Consider the following 15,983-nt stretch of genomic DNA (forward strand, 5'->3'; position numbering starts at 1 on the left):
GACATCGTCGAGCGCATCGAGATCCTGCCCGGCGGCCAGTCCTCGCTGTACGGCTCTGACGCCATCGCCGGCGTGGTCAACATCATCCTCAAGGAGCGCATGGATGGCGGCGTGCTCAATGTCCGCGGCGGCGCCACCACCGAAGGCGGCGGCAACAACATCCGCGTCAGCGGCGCCAGGGGCTTCAACAGCGCCGATGACCGCTTCAATGCACTGGTCAACGTGCAGTACGAAAAGAGCAACCCGATCTGGGGCTACCAGCGCGACCTGACCCGCACCAACAACCGCGTCGGCTACAGCGCGCAGGTGCCCGCCAACGATTTCCTGGTCTATCTGCCCGCCGACAACAACGCGTTCGTGATGATGGACCCGACCCGTTGCGCCAGCGTCGCCGGTCAGTTCGGCGGCACCACCGTGCTGGGCACGCGCGCGGCCGGCGAGTCCTGCGGCTCGGCCTACGGCGCCGGCTACCGCACGCTGAAGAACGACAAGGAGAGCAGCCAGTTCTACAGCTCGATGACGTTCGATGTGAACGACAACTTCACCCTGTTCGCCGATGCGCTGTACAGCCTGGAAGAGGTCAAGTACACGCCGGGTTCGGGGTATACGTTCTGGGGCAGCGACCTGAGCTTCGGCGCGTTCTATGACCAGGACACCGATCAGTACATGAACCTGCAGCGCGCGTTCGCGCCTGAGGACATCGGGCCGAACGGCTACAAGGACATCCTCAACACCGACCGCAACAAGGCCTACCAGGTCACCCTGGGCGGGCGTGGCACGTTCGGCAACTGGGATTACAGCGCCAGCTTCAGCCGCGGCGAATACAAGCTGACCGAGCGCGGCTTCGTACGCTGGGCCGATGACATCGACAGCTACTTCGAGAACCGCGTGCTCGGCCCGGTGCTGGGCACCACCGATGACGGCTACAACATCTACAGCCCGAACTGGGGCGCGTTCTATTCGCAGCTGCCAGCCGGCGATTTCCAGACCTTCACCGGCTACACCTACAACCAGAGCAAGACCTGGCAGAACCTGGGCCGCTTCCAGCTCACCAACGGCTCGCTGTTCACCCTGCCCGGTGGCGATGCAGGCTTTGCCGTGGTCGCCGAAGCCGGCAGCGAAGGCTGGGACTACCGTCCGGATGAGCGCTTGATGGACGGCAGCGTGTGGGGCACCACCTCGGTGGCCGGTAATGGCCATCGCAGCAACTACGCGGTGACCTCCGAACTGCGCCTGCCGCTGATCGACTCGCTCACCGTGACCGGCTCGGGTCGCTACGACGCCTACAAGATCGCCGACAACACCGTCGACAAGGCCACCTACAGCGTCGGCGTGGAGTTCCGTCCGATCGAAAGCCTGCTGTTCCGTGGCAAGTACGGCACCGCGTTCCGTGCGCCGACCCTGCCCGACGCCTTCCAGGGCGAGAGCGGGTATTACGCCAACGGCGCGGTCGACTACTACCGTTGCGGCCAGCTCGGCTACGCCCCGGCCGACACCCTCGCCTGCCCGTACGGCAATGAGTCGGTGTTCGGCGTGCAGGCGGGCAACACGGAGCTGGAACCGATCACCGCCGATGTCTGGAACGCCGGCGTGGTCTGGGCGCCGATGAACAACCTCTCGGTCTCGGTCGACTACTACAACTGGAAGATCGACAACGAAGTCGACACCCTGAGCTCGGACCAGCTGCTGCGCGCGGAGTACTACTGCCGCAATGGCCAGGGCAACCCGACCTCGGCAAGCTGCGAGAACGTCGCCGACTGGATCACCCGCGATGCGGCCGGCAACATCGAGCAGATCTTCACGCCCAAGCTCAACGTCGCGCGCCAGAACCTGCAGGCCCTGACGGCAAGCTTCAAGTACGTGCAGGACATCGGCCGCTTCGGCTCGCTGCAGTTCGCCAGCAACTACACCAACATCCTCAAGCGCGAGCTGCAGCCGCAGCCGGGCGACGACTATCTGGATCTGCTGCGCGACCCGTATGCGATGTGGTACTACGACGCCTACGCCAAGGTCCGTACCGATGGTTCGGTGGGCTGGGCCAAGGACCGCTGGACCACCACGCTGTACTTCAACTACATCGGCAAGACGCCGAACTACATGTCCTACCTGGGCGAGAGCTTCGACTACGTCCACCCGTCCGGTTACAAAGCCGGCAAGTGGGGCTCCTACACCACCTACAACCTCAGTGTGAACTACCGGGCGCTGGACAACCTGACCCTGTCGCTGATGGTCAACAACGTCTTCAACAAGATGCCCGACGGCCAAGCCCACAGCTACGCCGGCAACATCGCCTCGCCGTACAACAGCAGCATCTACAACCCGTACGGACGCGCGGTGTATGTGCAGGCCAAGTACGATTTCGGCACCAAGACCAACTGAGCCGAACCCGGGATGACACCCCCAGGCCCCGCCGCAAGGCGGGGCTTTTCCTTGGCCGCTGCCGGCCGGGGCCACGTCCGCAGTTGACCGGATCAGGCCTCTTGCCATCGGCCATGACCTTCGACACCCTTGCAGGCCGGGCCGGCGGCGTATCGTCTGGCCCACAGGCTCTTCGGGGCCATTCCTGCACGACTTTTCCGGCCTGGAGGCCAATCACGTGATCGCACGTACACCCAAACTGGTACTGCTGACCCTGGCCGTTTCGGCCGCGCTGGTCGGCTGCGGCAAGAACGAAACCCCGGCCACGGACAGCGCAGCCTCCACTGCCGCGCCGGCGGCCCCGGCCGCTACCGAGTACAAGCTCGACGAGAGCAAGCTGCCGGCCTACAACGCCTTCCACCCGTCCGACCTGGACACCAGCATGGACGCCTGTGGCGCGTTCGGTGACTACGTCAACAGCAAGTGGCTGGCCGCCAATGAGATCCCGGCCGACCGCACCAGCTGGGGCGCCTTCACCATCCTGGACGAGCGCTCGGTCGCCGTGCAGCACCAGCTCGCCGAGCAGGTCGCGGCGGTCAAGAACCCGGCCGGCATCGAGAAGATCGTCGGCGATTTCTGGGCCACCGGCATGGACGAAGCCAAGATCAACGCCCAGGGCATCGAGCCGATCAAGGCCGACCTGGCCGCCATTGACGGCCTGCAGGACAAGGACGCGATCGCCAACTACCTGCGCACCAGCGCCGCCAAGGGCGAGAACGTGCTGTTCGGCTTCGGTCCGGAAGCGGACTTCAAGAATTCCAGCATGAACCTGGCCTACGCCAGCCAGGGCGGCCTGGGCCTGCCGGACACCACCTATTACACCGACGCCAAGAACGCCGACAAGCTCAAGGCTTACCGGGCCCACGTGGCCAAGGTGCTGGAACTGGCCGGCGTGGCCACGGCCGACGCTGAGAAGCAGGCCGCCGATGTGGTCAAGTTCGAAACGCGCCTGGCCAAGGCGTCCAAGTCCAGCGTCGAGCTCTCGCGCGATGTCTCGCTGTTCTACAACCCGGTCACCGTGGCCGACGCGGACAAGCTGACCCCGAACTTCAGCTGGACCGAATTCTTCAAGGCCCAGGGCATCGCCGCCCCGGAGAAGTTCTCGCTGGCCATGCCCAGCTTCCACCAGGAAGTGAGCAAGGCACTGGGTGACACCGATCCGTCGGTGTGGCGTGCCTACCTGCGCTTCCATACCGTGGACAGCGCCTCGCCGTACCTGGCCGATGCCTTCGTCAATGAGAACTACAATTTCTACGGCAAGACCCTGAACGGTCAGAAGGAGCAGAAGCCGCGCTGGAAGCGCGTGCTGGGCACCATCGAAAACGATGCCGGTGATGCGTTCGGCCAGCTGTACGTGAAGGTCGCCTTCTCCCCCGAAGCCAAGGCCAAGATGGAAGAGCTGGTGAAGAACCTGGCCGCCGCCCTCAAGGAGCGCATCCAGGGGCTGACCTGGATGAGCGATGAGACCAAGGCCAAGGCCATCGCCAAGTGGGAAACCTTCACCCCGAAGATCGGCTACCCGGACAAGTGGCGTGACTGGAGCGGCCTGACCACCGGCCGCGACAGCTACCTGGGCAACGTCCGCGCCGCCAATGCGTTCAACTACAAGTTCGCGCTGTCCAAGATCGGCCAGCCGGTGGACAAGACGGAGTGGGGCATGACCCCGCAGACGGTCAATGCCTACTACAACCCGCTGCAGAACGAGATCGTCTTCCCGGCCGCCATCCTGCAGCCGCCGTTCTTCGACCCAAAGGCCGATGACGCGCTGAACTACGGCGGCATCGGTGCGGTGATCGGCCACGAAATGACCCACGGTTACGACGACCAGGGCAGCCGCTTCGGGCCGACCGGCAACTTCGAGAACTGGTGGACCGAGGCGGACACCAAGAACTTCAGCGGCCTGACCGGCAAGCTGATCAAGCAGTTCGACGGTTACAAGGTGGACGGCCAGCCGGTCAACGGCAAGCTGACCCTGGGCGAGAACATCGCCGACCTGGGTGGCCTGGCCACCGCCTACGACGCCCTGCAGAAGGCCTCGGCCGGCAAGGAAGATCCGAAGGTCGACGGCTTCACCCGTGACCAGCGCTTCTTCTTCAACTGGGCCACCGTGTGGCGCACCAAGTACACCCCGGAGAACATGAAGGTCCGTCTGGCGACCGACCCGCATGCCCCGGCGCAGTTCCGCGCGATGGGTGCCCCGTCGAACCTGCCCACCTTCGCCGCGGCCTTCCAGTGCAAGGCCGGCTCGCCGATGGTGCGCGCTGGCGACCAGCAGGTCGTTATCTGGTAACAAGCGCCCTTTATTGAGCGTTACCCATGCAAAGGCCCGGGGAAACCCGGGCCTTTGTCGTTTTCCCGATCTACGGCCGCATGCGTAACGAACGGGTGTTTTTGTCTCTGATGTAAAAATTGAATGACAGAATTGTTGCAACCAGATGGTTTATTTGATATTCAGCTAACGGGGCTTCATTAAGCACCCGTTAATTCTTTCAATTGAATGGGGGAAGTTGATGATCAAGCAAGCCATGCCGCTTCGTCGGGCCACCCTGACCATCGCGCTGGGCCTGTGCCTGGCCGGGGCAGCGCACGCGCAGTCCGTTACCGGCAATATCTACGGTACCGGCGAACCCGGCAGCACCATCAGCGTGCAGAACCTGGACACCGGTACCAGCCGTACCGTGACCGTCGACCGCAATGGTCGCTACCGTGCCAGCGATCTGCCGAACGGCAATTACAAGGTGACCGTCGAGAAAGATGGCCAGGTGATCGCAGTCCGCGAACGGGTGCAGGTCGTGATCGCCAGTGGCACCGAGGTTTCCTTCTCCGGCACCGGCGTCCAGCAGCTGGACCGCATTGAGGTCAGGGCGACGGCCGTGCCCAAGATCGACGTCAGCCAGACCGACACCCGCACGGTATTCACCTCGGAACAGCTGAAGGAGATCGCGGTCGGCCGTGATATCGCCAGCGTGGCGCTGCTGGCGCCCAGCGTGATTTCCAACGCGAGCTACACCTCCGGTGGCGTCACGGTCCCCAGCTTCGGCGGTGCCGCATCGTCCGAAAACGCGTTCTACATCAATGGTTTCGCAGTGACCAACCCGCTGTCGTCGATCGGCTTCACCACGCTTCCCTTCGATGCGATCTCGCAGCAGCAGGTCCTGACCGGTGGCTACGGCGCCGAATTCGGTCGTGCCACTGGTGGTGTCGTCAACATCGTCACCAAGCGCGGCACGAATGAATGGAGTGGCGGCGGTTACGCCTACTGGAGCCCGGAAACCCTGCGTGCAAGCCCGCGCAACAGCAACTTCGCCGATACCGGTTTCTACGGTGCGGACAATCCGGATCCGACCAAGCGCACGGATGGCCAGCTGTACCAGCTGCGGAACAAGAACCAGAGCTGGACCCAGACCACCGGCGCGTACGTCGGCGGCCCGATCGTCAAGGACAAACTGTTCATCTACGCCAATGTCGAGGTGACCAAGCGTGAGGGTGCCGGCGTGGCATCGACGAGCCAGGCCGCTGCAACGACCACCAACGCATGGCAGGAATACTCCTACGAGTATCCGCGTTGGGCAGCGAAGATCGATTGGAACATCACTGACAATCACCTGCTTGAGTTCACCGGCATCTCCGACGTCACCAAGTACGACAGCGCCGGCTATACCTTCAACTACGCCGATTTCACCCACGGCAACGAGCAGAACGCGGGCACGAGCAACGAGGACAAGTCCAAACTGTACATCGGCAAGTACACCGGCTATCTGACCGATGACCTCACGGTGTCGGCGCTGTACGGCACCCAGAAGATCGATCACAGCCAGAATCCGTGGGGCTACGATCCGGCCTGCCCGCGCACGTCCGCCGTGGCCACCGCACGCGCACCCGGCATTCCGGCCGCAAACTATGCCGGCTGCTGGACGGCCGCCACGGTCAACGTCCCAGGTGCTTACGATGAAACCAAGGGCTGGCGCCTGGACGTGGGCTATCGCCTGGGCAACCATGACCTGCGCGCCGGCCTGGATGTCATGGAAGCAGAGTCGTACACCGGCAGCGAGTACGGCGGCGGGTTCATCTGGGTGTACAGCCGTTCCAACAACCCCAATGCCGCCATCGATGCTTCCCACGGCGTCGGTTCGCCGGCCTCGGCCGGTGGCCTGGGCAGCCAGGGGTACTACGTTCGCCAGCAGTACTACACCCAGATCGCCAAGGTAAGAACCGAACAGTCCGCGCAGTTCCTCGAGGACCGTTGGCAGGTCAGCGACAACGTCCTGCTGACGCTGGGCCTGCGCAACGAGACCTTCAAGAACTTCACCAGCGCCGATGAGGTGTACGTCAAGCAGGACAACCAGTGGGCACCGCGCCTGGGTGGCGTCTGGGATGTCCATGGCGATGCTTCGTTGAAGCTGTTCGCCAATGCGGGCCGTTATCACCTGGCCCTGCCCAACAACGTTGCGGTCCGCGCGGCCTCCGGCTCGCTGTATACGATGGAGTACTTCACCTATACCGGCGTTGCTGCCGATGGTACGCCGACCGGACTGGTCAACGTTCCCGTCGATCCGAGCCTGGGCTATACCTGCCCCGGCAACCCGAACGCCATCTCCTCCAACCTGGAATGCGGCGATGCACCCGATCCGCGCACGGTTGCCGCGGTCGACCTGAAATCGCATTACCAGGACGAATTCATCGTCGGCATGGAACAGGCCTGGGGCGAGAACGCCGTATGGGGTGCCAAGGTGACCTACCGTGACCTGAAAAGTGCGATCGATGACACCTGCACCCCGGCACTGGGAGGCGGCTGCTTCATCTTCAACCCGGGGGTAGGCAACACGTTCTGGGAAGAGCAGGCCGACGGTACGCTGGCAAAGCACACCTACTCCGCCGCCGAACTCGATCTGCCCAAGCTCAAGCGCCGGTACTACGCGCTTGACCTGTTCCTGGAAGGCTCGATCGGTGAAAGGTTCTACGGCAAGGTGAATTACACCTTCGCCCGCAACTACGGCAATACCGAAGGCCAGCTGGCATCGGATCTCGATACCGGCGCGGGCGGTCAGACCGACGTCTCGGTGACCCAGGACTGGGATCTGCCGCAGCTGATGGTCGGCGCCAATGGCCCGCTGCCGAACCACCGTGCGCACCAGATCAAGGCCTACGGTTCCTACCGGATCACGCCCGAGTGGCGCGTCGGTGGCTCCCTGCTGATCGATTCCGGCCGCCCGCGTTCGTGCACCAGCTATTACCCAACTGCGGACCAGGGCCTGTACAACGGCGCGTACTACCACTTCTGTGGCCTGGCCGGCAGCGGCACCGCCCCGGGGAGTGCCGGCTACATTCCGCCCTCAGCTGACTACCGGTTCTCGCCACGCGGCGACAACGGCACCACGCCGTGGGGCTTCAACCTCAACCTGTCCCTGGCCTACACGCCGAACTGGGCGGACAACAAGTTGAGCCTGCAGGCGGACGTTCTGAACGTGCTCAATCGCCAGGTTGCCGGGTCGTACTACAGCAATTACGCGACCGACCGGGTGACCCCGGATCCGCGTTACAACCAGCCACTGAACTACAACTCCCCGCGCCAGGTCCGCCTGAGCGCTCGATACGACTTCTGATCCACCCTGCAGGGCCCCGGCCACCTGGCCGGGCCCTGGTTGGCTTGGCCGTGCTCTCTCCTGCCCCGCTCCGGCGGGGCTTTTTTGTGCCTCAGCCCCCGCTTGGCCCACGGTGCCGCCTGCCTGCCCTTCCTTGCATGCCGCCATGCATCGCGGCTTGATACACTCGCGCGATCTTCAATCCTCGATGGATTTGCTTTACATGCCCAACTTCCGTCCGCTTGCCATTGCCCTGGGCATCAGCCTGGTCACCCTGGTCGCTGCTCCCGATGCGCACGCCGCGCCGAAGAAGAAGGCCGCCGCCCGTGCGCCGGCTGTCAGCGCCCAGTGCAGCGACTTCTACGAGGCCACCAATGCGACCTGGCTGAAAGCCAATCCGGTGCCGCAGACCGGTGCCACCACCGCACTGGGCCAGCTGGCCGACCGCGCACGCCAGCAGCAGCGTGAACTGCTGGATGGCGCGATGACCGCGCCGCAGGGCAACGTGCAGAAGCTGCTCGGCGACTTCTGGGCCAGCGGCCTCGACGAAGCCGCCGTGGAAGCCGATGGCTCCAACCCGATCGCCCCGCTGCTGACCCGCATCAACGCGATCAAGAAGGCCAAGGACGTGCCGGCCTCGATCGCCGCGCTGCACCAGGTGGGCATCCCGGTGGCCTTCAACTTCGCCCCGGACGTGGACCTGAAGGCACTGGACCGCCACATCGGCTACTTCATGCAGGGCGGCATGGGCTTGCCGGATCCGGCGTTCTACACCCGTACCGATGCCGACACCGTCGCGCTGATGGCGCGCTACCGCACCTACGTCAAGCAGGTGCTGGCGCTGACCGGCACCCCGGCGGACAAGCTCGATGCCGAATCGCAGTCGGTGATCGCACTGGAAACCGAACTGGCGCGCAATGCGCAGTCGCTGGCTGGCATCAACAACCCGTTCAACAACTACGCGCCGATCTCCACCAAGGAGCTCAACAGCCGTTACCGCAACCTGCAGCTGGAGGCCTTCCTGAAGGCACAGGGCGTCAATGACGACCTGGTCTCGCTGTCCGATCCGGCGCTGTTCAAGCAGCTCGACGGCATGGTCACCCGGCTCAAGCCGGAGCAGTGGAAGGTCTACCTGCGCTGGCGAGTGGGTGATGCGATGGCCCCGTACCTGTCCAAGGCCTACCGCGATGCCGAGTTCGAGTTCCGCGGCCGCGTGATGCGTGGCCAGACCCTGCCGCCGGCACGCTGGGAGCAGGTGCTGGATGCGATCAACGTCGCCGCCGGCCCGATGGTCGGCCGCGAGTACGCCGCCAAGCACCTCTCGGCCGACGACCGTCGCAAGGCGGCGCTGGTGGTGGACAAGATCCGCGAAGTGCAGATCGATGCGGTCAAGCGCAGCACCTGGATGAGCGATGAGGCCAAGACCGAAGCGCAGGCCAAGCTGGCCGCGCTGAAGATCGAGATCGGCACCCCGCTGCGCGATCTGGACTACACCGTGCAGCCGATGGGCCGTGGCAGCTTTGGCGGCAACATGCTGATCGCCTCGACCTGGCGCCACCGCGAAGAGATGAAGCGCATCGGCAAGGGCAACGCCGACCGTCGCTGGGACGTGCTGCCGCAGCAGCCGGCCCTGGCCTACGACATCGCGCAGAACCGCCTGATCGTCACCGCCGCCGTGCTGCAGGGCCCGGTGTTCAATGCCAAGGGCGATACCGCCGACCTGTTCGGCAGCTACGGCGCGCTGGTCGCGCACGAGCTGACCCGCGCGATCGACGCCAAGGGCGCGCTGGTGGATGCCAAGGGCGAACTGCGCAGCTGGTGGACCCCGGCCGACAAGACCGCCTGGACCCTGTTCGGCAACCGCGTGGCCGCGCAGTACAGCGGCTATGACTACCCGGGCGTGAAGGGCGCCAAGGTCAACGGTGAACTCACCCGTGAAGAGAACCTGGCCGACCTGGCCGGCCTCGAACTGGCGTGGGAGGCCTACAAGGCCGTTGAGCCGGCCGCCAAGCCGGCCGCACAGCAGGGCTTCTTCCGTGCCTGGGCGAGCCTGTGGCCGCAGCAGCTCTCGCCGAACGTCGCCGCCCAGCGCCTGAGCTCGGACATCCTGGCCCCGGGCCGCTGGCGCACCAACGGCCCGCTGTCCAACCTGCCGGCCTTCGGTGCCACGTTCACCTGCAAGCCGGGCCAGCCGATGCAGCGCGTGGACAACGACCAGATCAAGGTCTGGCGCTGAGCCCAGCAAGGCAGCAACGAAAAGGGCGCCCATTGGGCGCCCTTTTCATTTAACGGGGACGGAGGTGGTTATTAACTACCTCCGTCCCTGTTATTTGCGTTACTTGATGCTTCGCAGATGGTTGGGCCGCTTCGGCGGGCCCGGCGGTCGCCGGTTGTTGAACGGCGGTTGGCCGCGCCAATAGCGGATCAGCAGCCAGCCGAACAGCATGCCGCCCAGGTGGGCGAAATGGGCCACGCCCGGCTGCCAGCCGGTGGCGCCCAGCATCAGCTCCATTGCACCGAACACGATCACGAACGTGCGCGCCTTCATCGGGATGGGCGGGAACAGCAGCATCACCCGCTGGTTGGGGAACAGCATGCCGTAGGCCAGCAGCAGGCCGAACACACCACCGGACGCACCCAGCACCGTGGCCGGATCGGCCAGCATCATGCCGACCAGCAGCTGGCACAGCCCGGCACCGGCGACGCACACCAGGTAATAGATCAGGAAGCGCTTCTCACCCCAGGTCTGTTCCAGCGGCGCGCCGAACATGAAGAGCGCGAGCATGTTGAAGAACAGATGGCCGAAGCTGCCATGCAGGAAGCCATAGGTCAGCAGCTGCCAGGGCTGGAAGTTGCCGCCCGGCGAGAACGGATCGAAGCCGCCGCCCAGGGGCTGCAGCATGAAAGGCTCGAAGGTGCCGTTGCCGAGCAGGAATGGCTGCTGCAGCAGGAACAGCACGGCGTTGGCGATCAACAGCGCTTTGGTGACAGTAGGCAGTCGCGGAAACATGGGGGCATCCTTTGGAACTGCCTCCATCATAGCCGCAGCACCCCGCTGCGATCTGCGCGCCAGCGCCCGCGTTCAACCCGCAGGCAGCGTCAGCCCGGCCCCCACAGGGCGGCATCCAGATCGTTGCCACCGGCCACCGGCATTCCCTTGACCCGGCCGCGCTCCACCACCACGCCCTCGGCACGCAACCGCTGGCTCTGCTCCTTCCAGCCGGCCGAGCCTTCCGGCATCGCAATGCGCCCGTCCGAGCGCAGCACGCGGTGCCACGGCAGGTCGGGGTCGTCATTCATGCCGAGCACGCGTGCGGTCAGCCGCGCCCTGCCCGGCAGCCCGGCCTTGGCGGCGACCTGGCCGTAGCCCATCACCTGCCCGCGCGGAATCGCATGGATCACCGCCAGGATCCGCGCCCGTGCCTGCGCGGCCGCGTCATCGCCCATGGCAGCGGCGTTCACGCGCGGACCCGGCTGACCAGCAGCACGCCGAGCAGGACCAGGGCCGTGCCGAGGATCTGCCACGTTCCCATGGGTTCGTCGAGCAGCCATAGACTCATCACGATGGTGGAGACCGGACCGAGCATACCGACCTGCGCGGCCAGCGACGAGCCGATCCGCTTCACCGCCAGCATGATCGCCATCACGGGCAGCACCGTGCAGACCGTCGCATTGATCAGCGACAGCCAGTACACCGGCGGGGGTGCCTGGCCCAGGGCGGACATCGGGTGCAGCACCGCGAAGTGCAGCACGCACAGCACGCAGGCTACGCAGCTGGCGTAGGCGGTCAGGCGGATCGCGCCGATCCGCGCCACCACCTGGCCGCTGCCGAACAGATACAGCGCATAGCTCAGCGCACTGGCGAACACCAGTGCACTGCCCAGCACGATGCGCCCGCCTTCCAGCTGCAGGTCATGGCCAAAGGCCAGCAGCACGCCGAGATAGCTGAGCACCAGTGCCGCCACCTGCCAGCGACCAGGGCGCTTCTTCAGCAGGACCAGGCTGATCAGCAGCACCAGCGTGGGGTTCAAATACAGGATCAGCCGCTCCAGGGTGACACTGATGTACTGCAGGCCCTGGAAGTCCAGCAGGCTGGACAGGTAGTAGCCGGTGAAGCCCAGCCACACCACGCGCCCGCGGTCGCCCCAGGACAATGCCGGCGCGCGCCGCGCCGACCATACCGCCAGCACCGCGAACAACGGAAAGGCCATCAGCATCCGCAGTGCCAGCAGCGTGGTGGCATCCACCCCGTGCCGGTACGCAAGTTTGACGATGACCGCCTTGCCCGAGGCGGCAATGGCCCCGATCGCGGCCAAGGCGATGCCGCCGGCGGCGATGCGACTGGAGGACGTGGGGAGCGAGGAAGCGGGTGACGACATCAGGACGGCGAACAGCCGCACGGAGGCGGCTGGGCAGCAGGTGGGGCGGCCATTGTCGCATGCGTGGCGGCGGGTGTTCTGCGCCTGCAGACGCTGCGGGAACGGCGCTCCGATCCTGTTTCAACGGCGAAAAGGGCTCGGCCGACCGAAAGACCCGGCGCCTGCGGAAGGCTGTGCCGCTTCGTGCGCGGTTGCCACGCATGGCGTGGCACTACCTGGATCCCGGGCGCGGCTTCGGCGGCGACACGCCGCTGGCGCGCTTTCAGCGCATCAGTACGACTTCTTCTGCCGAGGTCGGATGGATCGCCACGGTGTCGTCGAACTGGGCCTTGGTCACGCCCATCTTCACCGCCAGGGCAAACCCCTGCAGGATTTCATCGGCAGACTCGCCCAGCAGGTGCACACCGACCACGCGCTCCTCCTCGCCCACGCAGACCAGCTTGAACACGCTGCGCTGGGTGCCGTCGGCCAGCGCCTGCAGCATCGGGCGGAAGTTGCTGCGGTACACGCGCACGTCGCCGTACTTCGCACACGCCTCCTCTTCACTCAGCCCCACGGCGCCGAGCGCCGGATGCGAGAACACCACGCTGGCCACGTTCTCATAGTCCATCTTCGCCTGGGGCTGGCCACCGAACAGGCGGTCCATCAGCTTGCGCGCCGCGGCGATCGCCACCGGGGTCAGGCCGACCTTGCCGGCGATGTCACCCACCGCGTGCACGCTGGGTACCGCGGTGGTCTGCCACGCATCGACCTCGACCTCGCCCTTGTCGCCCACCACCACGCCGACCGCCTCCAGCCCGAGATCGGCACTGTTGCCGCGCCGGCCGGTGGCAAAGAACACGGCATCGAATTGGCCATCTGCGGGTCCATCGTGCCCGAACGCCACAATGGCATCGCCGTCACGGCGCAGCTCGCGCAGGCGGTAGCCGAAGTGGACCTGCACGCCTTGATGGCGCAGATTCTCGGCAAGTTGTCCGGTAAGCTCCGCATCGAAGCGCTCCAGCAGGCGCTCGCCACGGACCAGCAGGGTCACGCGGCTGCCAAGGGCCTGCAGCAGCCCGGCCAGCTCGACGGCGATGTAGCCGCCGCCGACGATCGCGACGCGTTCGGGCGCGCTGCACAGGTTGAAGAAATCATCGGAAACCAGGCCAAGCTCGGCGCCGGGAATGTCCGGGCGCTGCGGATGCGCGCCGGTGGCGATCAGGATGTGCGCGGCGCTGATGCGTACACCATCGCTGCATTCCACGGTGTGCGCGTCGACCAGCCGACCACGGCGAGGCACGCGCACCACCTTGTTCTCATCCAGGCGCTTGAGATAGCTGGCATGGATGTTGGCGATGTAGGCCTGGCGGTGTACCACCAGTTCTTTCCAATCCAGCGAGGGGCGTACCGGGACATCGAATCCCATCGCCGCGGCAAGGCCGATGCGTGCAGACAGATCGGCGGCCAGCCACATCGCCTTCTTGGGGACACAGCCGACGTTGACACAGGTGCCACCGAGTTCGCCCGGCTCCAGCATCGCCACCCGCTGCCCATGCTGCGCAGCGCGGAAAGCCGCGGCCAGGCCGCCGGAACCACCGCCCAGCACGATCAGGTCATAGTCGTATTGCGTCGTCATTGGCATCGCTCAACTCGGTAAGGGGCAGGATCGATCGCCGGCGCGCGGGCAGTTGATCAGCTCTGCCATCAACCGCCGGTGCCGACGCTCATGCGCATTCCCAGCATGCCATGACCGGCCGCGATCCAGACGTGAGGGGCTCGGCGCGACGGGGTCAGGTCCGGCGCAGCGGCGGCCACTGCAGATAGGTCATCGCGCGCCAGATCCACTCCAGCGGCCCGAAGCGGAAGCAGCGCAGCCACACATGGCTGATGCCGACCTGCAGCGCGAACAGCGCCAGCGCAAAGGGGATCTGCCACAGCCGGGGCATCGCCTCGAACGCGCCCAGTCCGTATCCATAGAACACCCAGGTGCAGACCAGCGACTGCCCGATGTAGTGGGTCAACGCCATCCGCCCCATCGGCGCCAGCAACTGCAGCCGCGCGCGCCAGTGCACGATCCAGGCCAGGTACCCCAGGCACATCAGCAGCCCGGCCAATGCACTCACGGCGTAGGCCACGCCACCGGCAAGATCCAGCGTGCCAGGGGCCTGGTACGGATGCCAGATTGCACTGCCCAGCATCAACACCAGGCCGACCGGCAGGGCGATCCAGCGCAGCCGCGCATACAGCCGCGCGAACCGTTCCGGCTCGGCCAGCGCGCCGCTACGGGCGAACCAACTGCCGATCAGGAACATGCCCAGCACTTCCGGACCGATCACGAAGATGCCCGAGAGCATCGCGCCGAGGTCGCGCAGGCGTTGGCCGACGGCCTCGCCCCACGTGCCGTGCGCGTACGCCTGCCGTTGCAGTTCGATCGTGCGCTGGGCCTGGGCGATGGCCTCGCGCAGCGGGTCCTGCGCGTGCTCCATGCTGGCCATCCAACTCATCAGTGCACCCAGCACCAGCACCAGCCCGGCCGCGCCCAGGTAGCTGATCGCGCCCATCGCCGGCAGCCAACTGCGCGGCGCTTCGCGGCAGGCGAGCAACAGCAGCGAGATCAACGCGTAGATCACCAGGATGTCGCCGGACCACACCAGCAGCGCATGGCACAGGCCGATCAGCAGCAGGGCGGCGCTGCGGCGCAGATAGAACGGTGCGAACGCGCGGCCAGCCGTTTCGGCGCGCTGCGCCATGACGGAAAAGCCGGCGCCGAACAGCAGCGAGAACAGGGTGAAGAACTTGCCCTGGACCAGAACGTAGATCGCCGCGTCGGCCCAGTAGTCCGCGCCCTGCCAGTGCGGATCGATGCCGGTGAAGGACAGGTCCAGCGGACCGCTGAACGCCTCCATGTTCATCAGCAGGATGCCCAGCAACGCGAACCCGCGCAGGATATCGATGACGGCGATGCGCTCATGCGCGCCCACCGGCTGCAAAGGAGAAGAAGCTGCGTTCACAGGCAATCCGCTGACCAGGTCCGTCATTATGCCGTGCGCACGGCGGCCTGCCGCGGAAACGAAAACGGCCCGCCGAAGCGGGCCGTTGGATCAACGAGGGGGCGCAGCACTCAGTGCTGGTGGCCGCCGTCGCCGTGCACGTGGCCGTGCTCGATTTCTTCCTTGCTGGCTTCGCGCACGTCGACGATCTCGACGTTGAAGTGCAGGTCCTTGCCGGCCATCGGGTGGTTCAGGTCGACGTCGACCACGCTCATGCCGACCTTCTCCACGGTCACCGCGCGCGGGCCGAAGTTGGTCTGCAGCACGACCTGCTGGCCCGGGACCAGCTTGCTGGTACCGAAGTGCTTCTTGGGCACGCGCTGGGTCAGGCCTTCGCGGCGCTCGCCGTAGGCGTCGGTCGCCTTGACGTCCACCTCGAAGGTGGCGCCGGCTTCCTTGTCCATCATGGCGTTTTCCAGGCCGGGGATGATGTTGCCGTGGCCGATCAGGATCGCCAGCGGATCACGGTCCCTGGAGCTCTCGATCGGCTCCTGGCCCTGCTCGGCGACGGTGTAATGGAAACGGACGACGCGGTCTTTTTCGATCTTCATGCGCAACTCTGGTCTGGAGAC

The 15,983-nt window shown here is 65.6% G+C and carries 10 protein-coding genes; 4 read left to right on the forward strand and 6 right to left on the reverse strand.

The window, feature by feature from the left end; translation table 11 throughout:
- The 4 genes from HMPREF3113_RS04160 to HMPREF3113_RS04175 all read left to right on the forward strand — a co-directional run.
- Positions 1-2,379, forward strand: a 2,379-nt coding sequence (locus HMPREF3113_RS04160) for a TonB-dependent receptor domain-containing protein (RefSeq protein ID WP_254665237.1), incomplete at its 5' end; no start/stop codon positions are given.
- Positions 2,380-2,599: 220 nt separating this feature from the next.
- A complete protein-coding gene (locus HMPREF3113_RS04165) occupies positions 2,600-4,708 on the forward strand; it encodes a M13 family metallopeptidase (RefSeq protein WP_175440329.1) in 2,109 nt (702 codons plus the stop codon).
- Between the two features lie 220 nt (positions 4,709-4,928).
- On the forward strand, positions 4,929-8,021 hold the full coding sequence (locus HMPREF3113_RS04170; protein ID WP_070470959.1) for a TonB-dependent receptor: 3,093 nt from the start codon (positions 4,929-4,931) through the stop codon (positions 8,019-8,021).
- Between the two features lie 202 nt (positions 8,022-8,223).
- Complete coding sequence (locus HMPREF3113_RS04175) at positions 8,224-10,236, forward strand: M13 family metallopeptidase (protein ID WP_026069692.1); 2,013 nt, start codon at positions 8,224-8,226, stop codon at positions 10,234-10,236.
- A 99-nt stretch (positions 10,237-10,335) separates the two neighbouring features.
- Here HMPREF3113_RS04175 and HMPREF3113_RS04180 read toward each other — a convergent pair whose 3' ends face one another.
- The 6 genes from HMPREF3113_RS04180 to HMPREF3113_RS04205 all read right to left on the reverse strand — a co-directional run bounded on the left by HMPREF3113_RS04180 (position 10,336) and on the right by HMPREF3113_RS04205 (position 15,962).
- On the reverse strand, positions 10,336-11,010 hold the full coding sequence (locus HMPREF3113_RS04180; RefSeq protein ID WP_070470961.1) for a rhomboid family intramembrane serine protease: 675 nt from the start codon (positions 11,008-11,010) through the stop codon (positions 10,336-10,338).
- A gap of 89 nt (positions 11,011-11,099) precedes the next feature.
- Entirely contained in the window at positions 11,100-11,447 is a 348-nt protein-coding gene (locus tag HMPREF3113_RS04185) for an MGMT family protein (protein ID WP_083298717.1), read from the reverse strand.
- An 11-nt stretch (positions 11,448-11,458) separates the two neighbouring features.
- Positions 11,459-12,379, reverse strand: a complete 921-nt coding sequence (locus HMPREF3113_RS04190; RefSeq protein WP_026069690.1) for a DMT family transporter — start codon at positions 12,377-12,379, stop codon at positions 11,459-11,461.
- Positions 12,380-12,641: 262 nt separating this feature from the next.
- The gene (gene gorA, locus HMPREF3113_RS04195) at positions 12,642-13,997 is read right to left on the reverse strand and encodes a glutathione-disulfide reductase (RefSeq protein WP_070470963.1); all 1,356 of its coding nucleotides are present in this window, start codon (positions 13,995-13,997) and stop codon (positions 12,642-12,644) included.
- A gap of 154 nt (positions 13,998-14,151) precedes the next feature.
- A complete protein-coding gene (locus tag HMPREF3113_RS04200; protein ID WP_070425613.1) occupies positions 14,152-15,399 on the reverse strand; it encodes a DUF418 domain-containing protein in 1,248 nt (415 codons plus the stop codon).
- 83 nt (positions 15,400-15,482) lie between these two features.
- Positions 15,483-15,962 carry an FKBP-type peptidyl-prolyl cis-trans isomerase gene (locus HMPREF3113_RS04205; RefSeq protein ID WP_019182632.1) on the reverse strand — a complete coding sequence of 160 codons (480 nt, stop codon included), beginning with the start codon at positions 15,960-15,962 and terminating at the stop codon, positions 15,483-15,485.
- Positions 15,963-15,983 lie beyond the last annotated feature (21 nt).

It is taken from the genome of Stenotrophomonas sp. HMSC10F06 (assembly GCF_001807865.1).
GTDB classification, from domain to species: domain Bacteria; phylum Pseudomonadota; class Gammaproteobacteria; order Xanthomonadales; family Xanthomonadaceae; genus Stenotrophomonas; species Stenotrophomonas bentonitica_A.

Coding starts and splice junctions, on each gene's coding strand:
- HMPREF3113_RS04170 (WP_070470959.1), top strand. CDS start 4,929: ATGATCAAGCAAGCCATGCCGCTTCGTCGGGCCACCCTGACCATCGCG.
- HMPREF3113_RS04175 (WP_026069692.1), top strand. CDS start 8,224: ATGCCCAACTTCCGTCCGCTTGCCATTGCCCTGGGCATCAGCCTGGTC.
- HMPREF3113_RS04180 (WP_070470961.1), bottom strand. CDS start 11,010: ATGTTTCCGCGACTGCCTACTGTCACCAAAGCGCTGTTGATCGCCAAC.
- HMPREF3113_RS04185 (WP_083298717.1), bottom strand. CDS start 11,447: ATGGGCGATGACGCGGCCGCGCAGGCACGGGCGCGGATCCTGGCGGTG.
- HMPREF3113_RS04190 (WP_026069690.1), bottom strand. CDS start 12,379: ATGTCGTCACCCGCTTCCTCGCTCCCCACGTCCTCCAGTCGCATCGCC.
- gorA (WP_070470963.1), bottom strand. CDS start 13,997: ATGACGACGCAATACGACTATGACCTGATCGTGCTGGGCGGTGGTTCC.
- HMPREF3113_RS04200 (WP_070425613.1), bottom strand. CDS start 15,399: ATGACGGACCTGGTCAGCGGATTGCCTGTGAACGCAGCTTCTTCTCCT.
- HMPREF3113_RS04205 (WP_019182632.1), bottom strand. CDS start 15,962: ATGAAGATCGAAAAAGACCGCGTCGTCCGTTTCCATTACACCGTCGCC.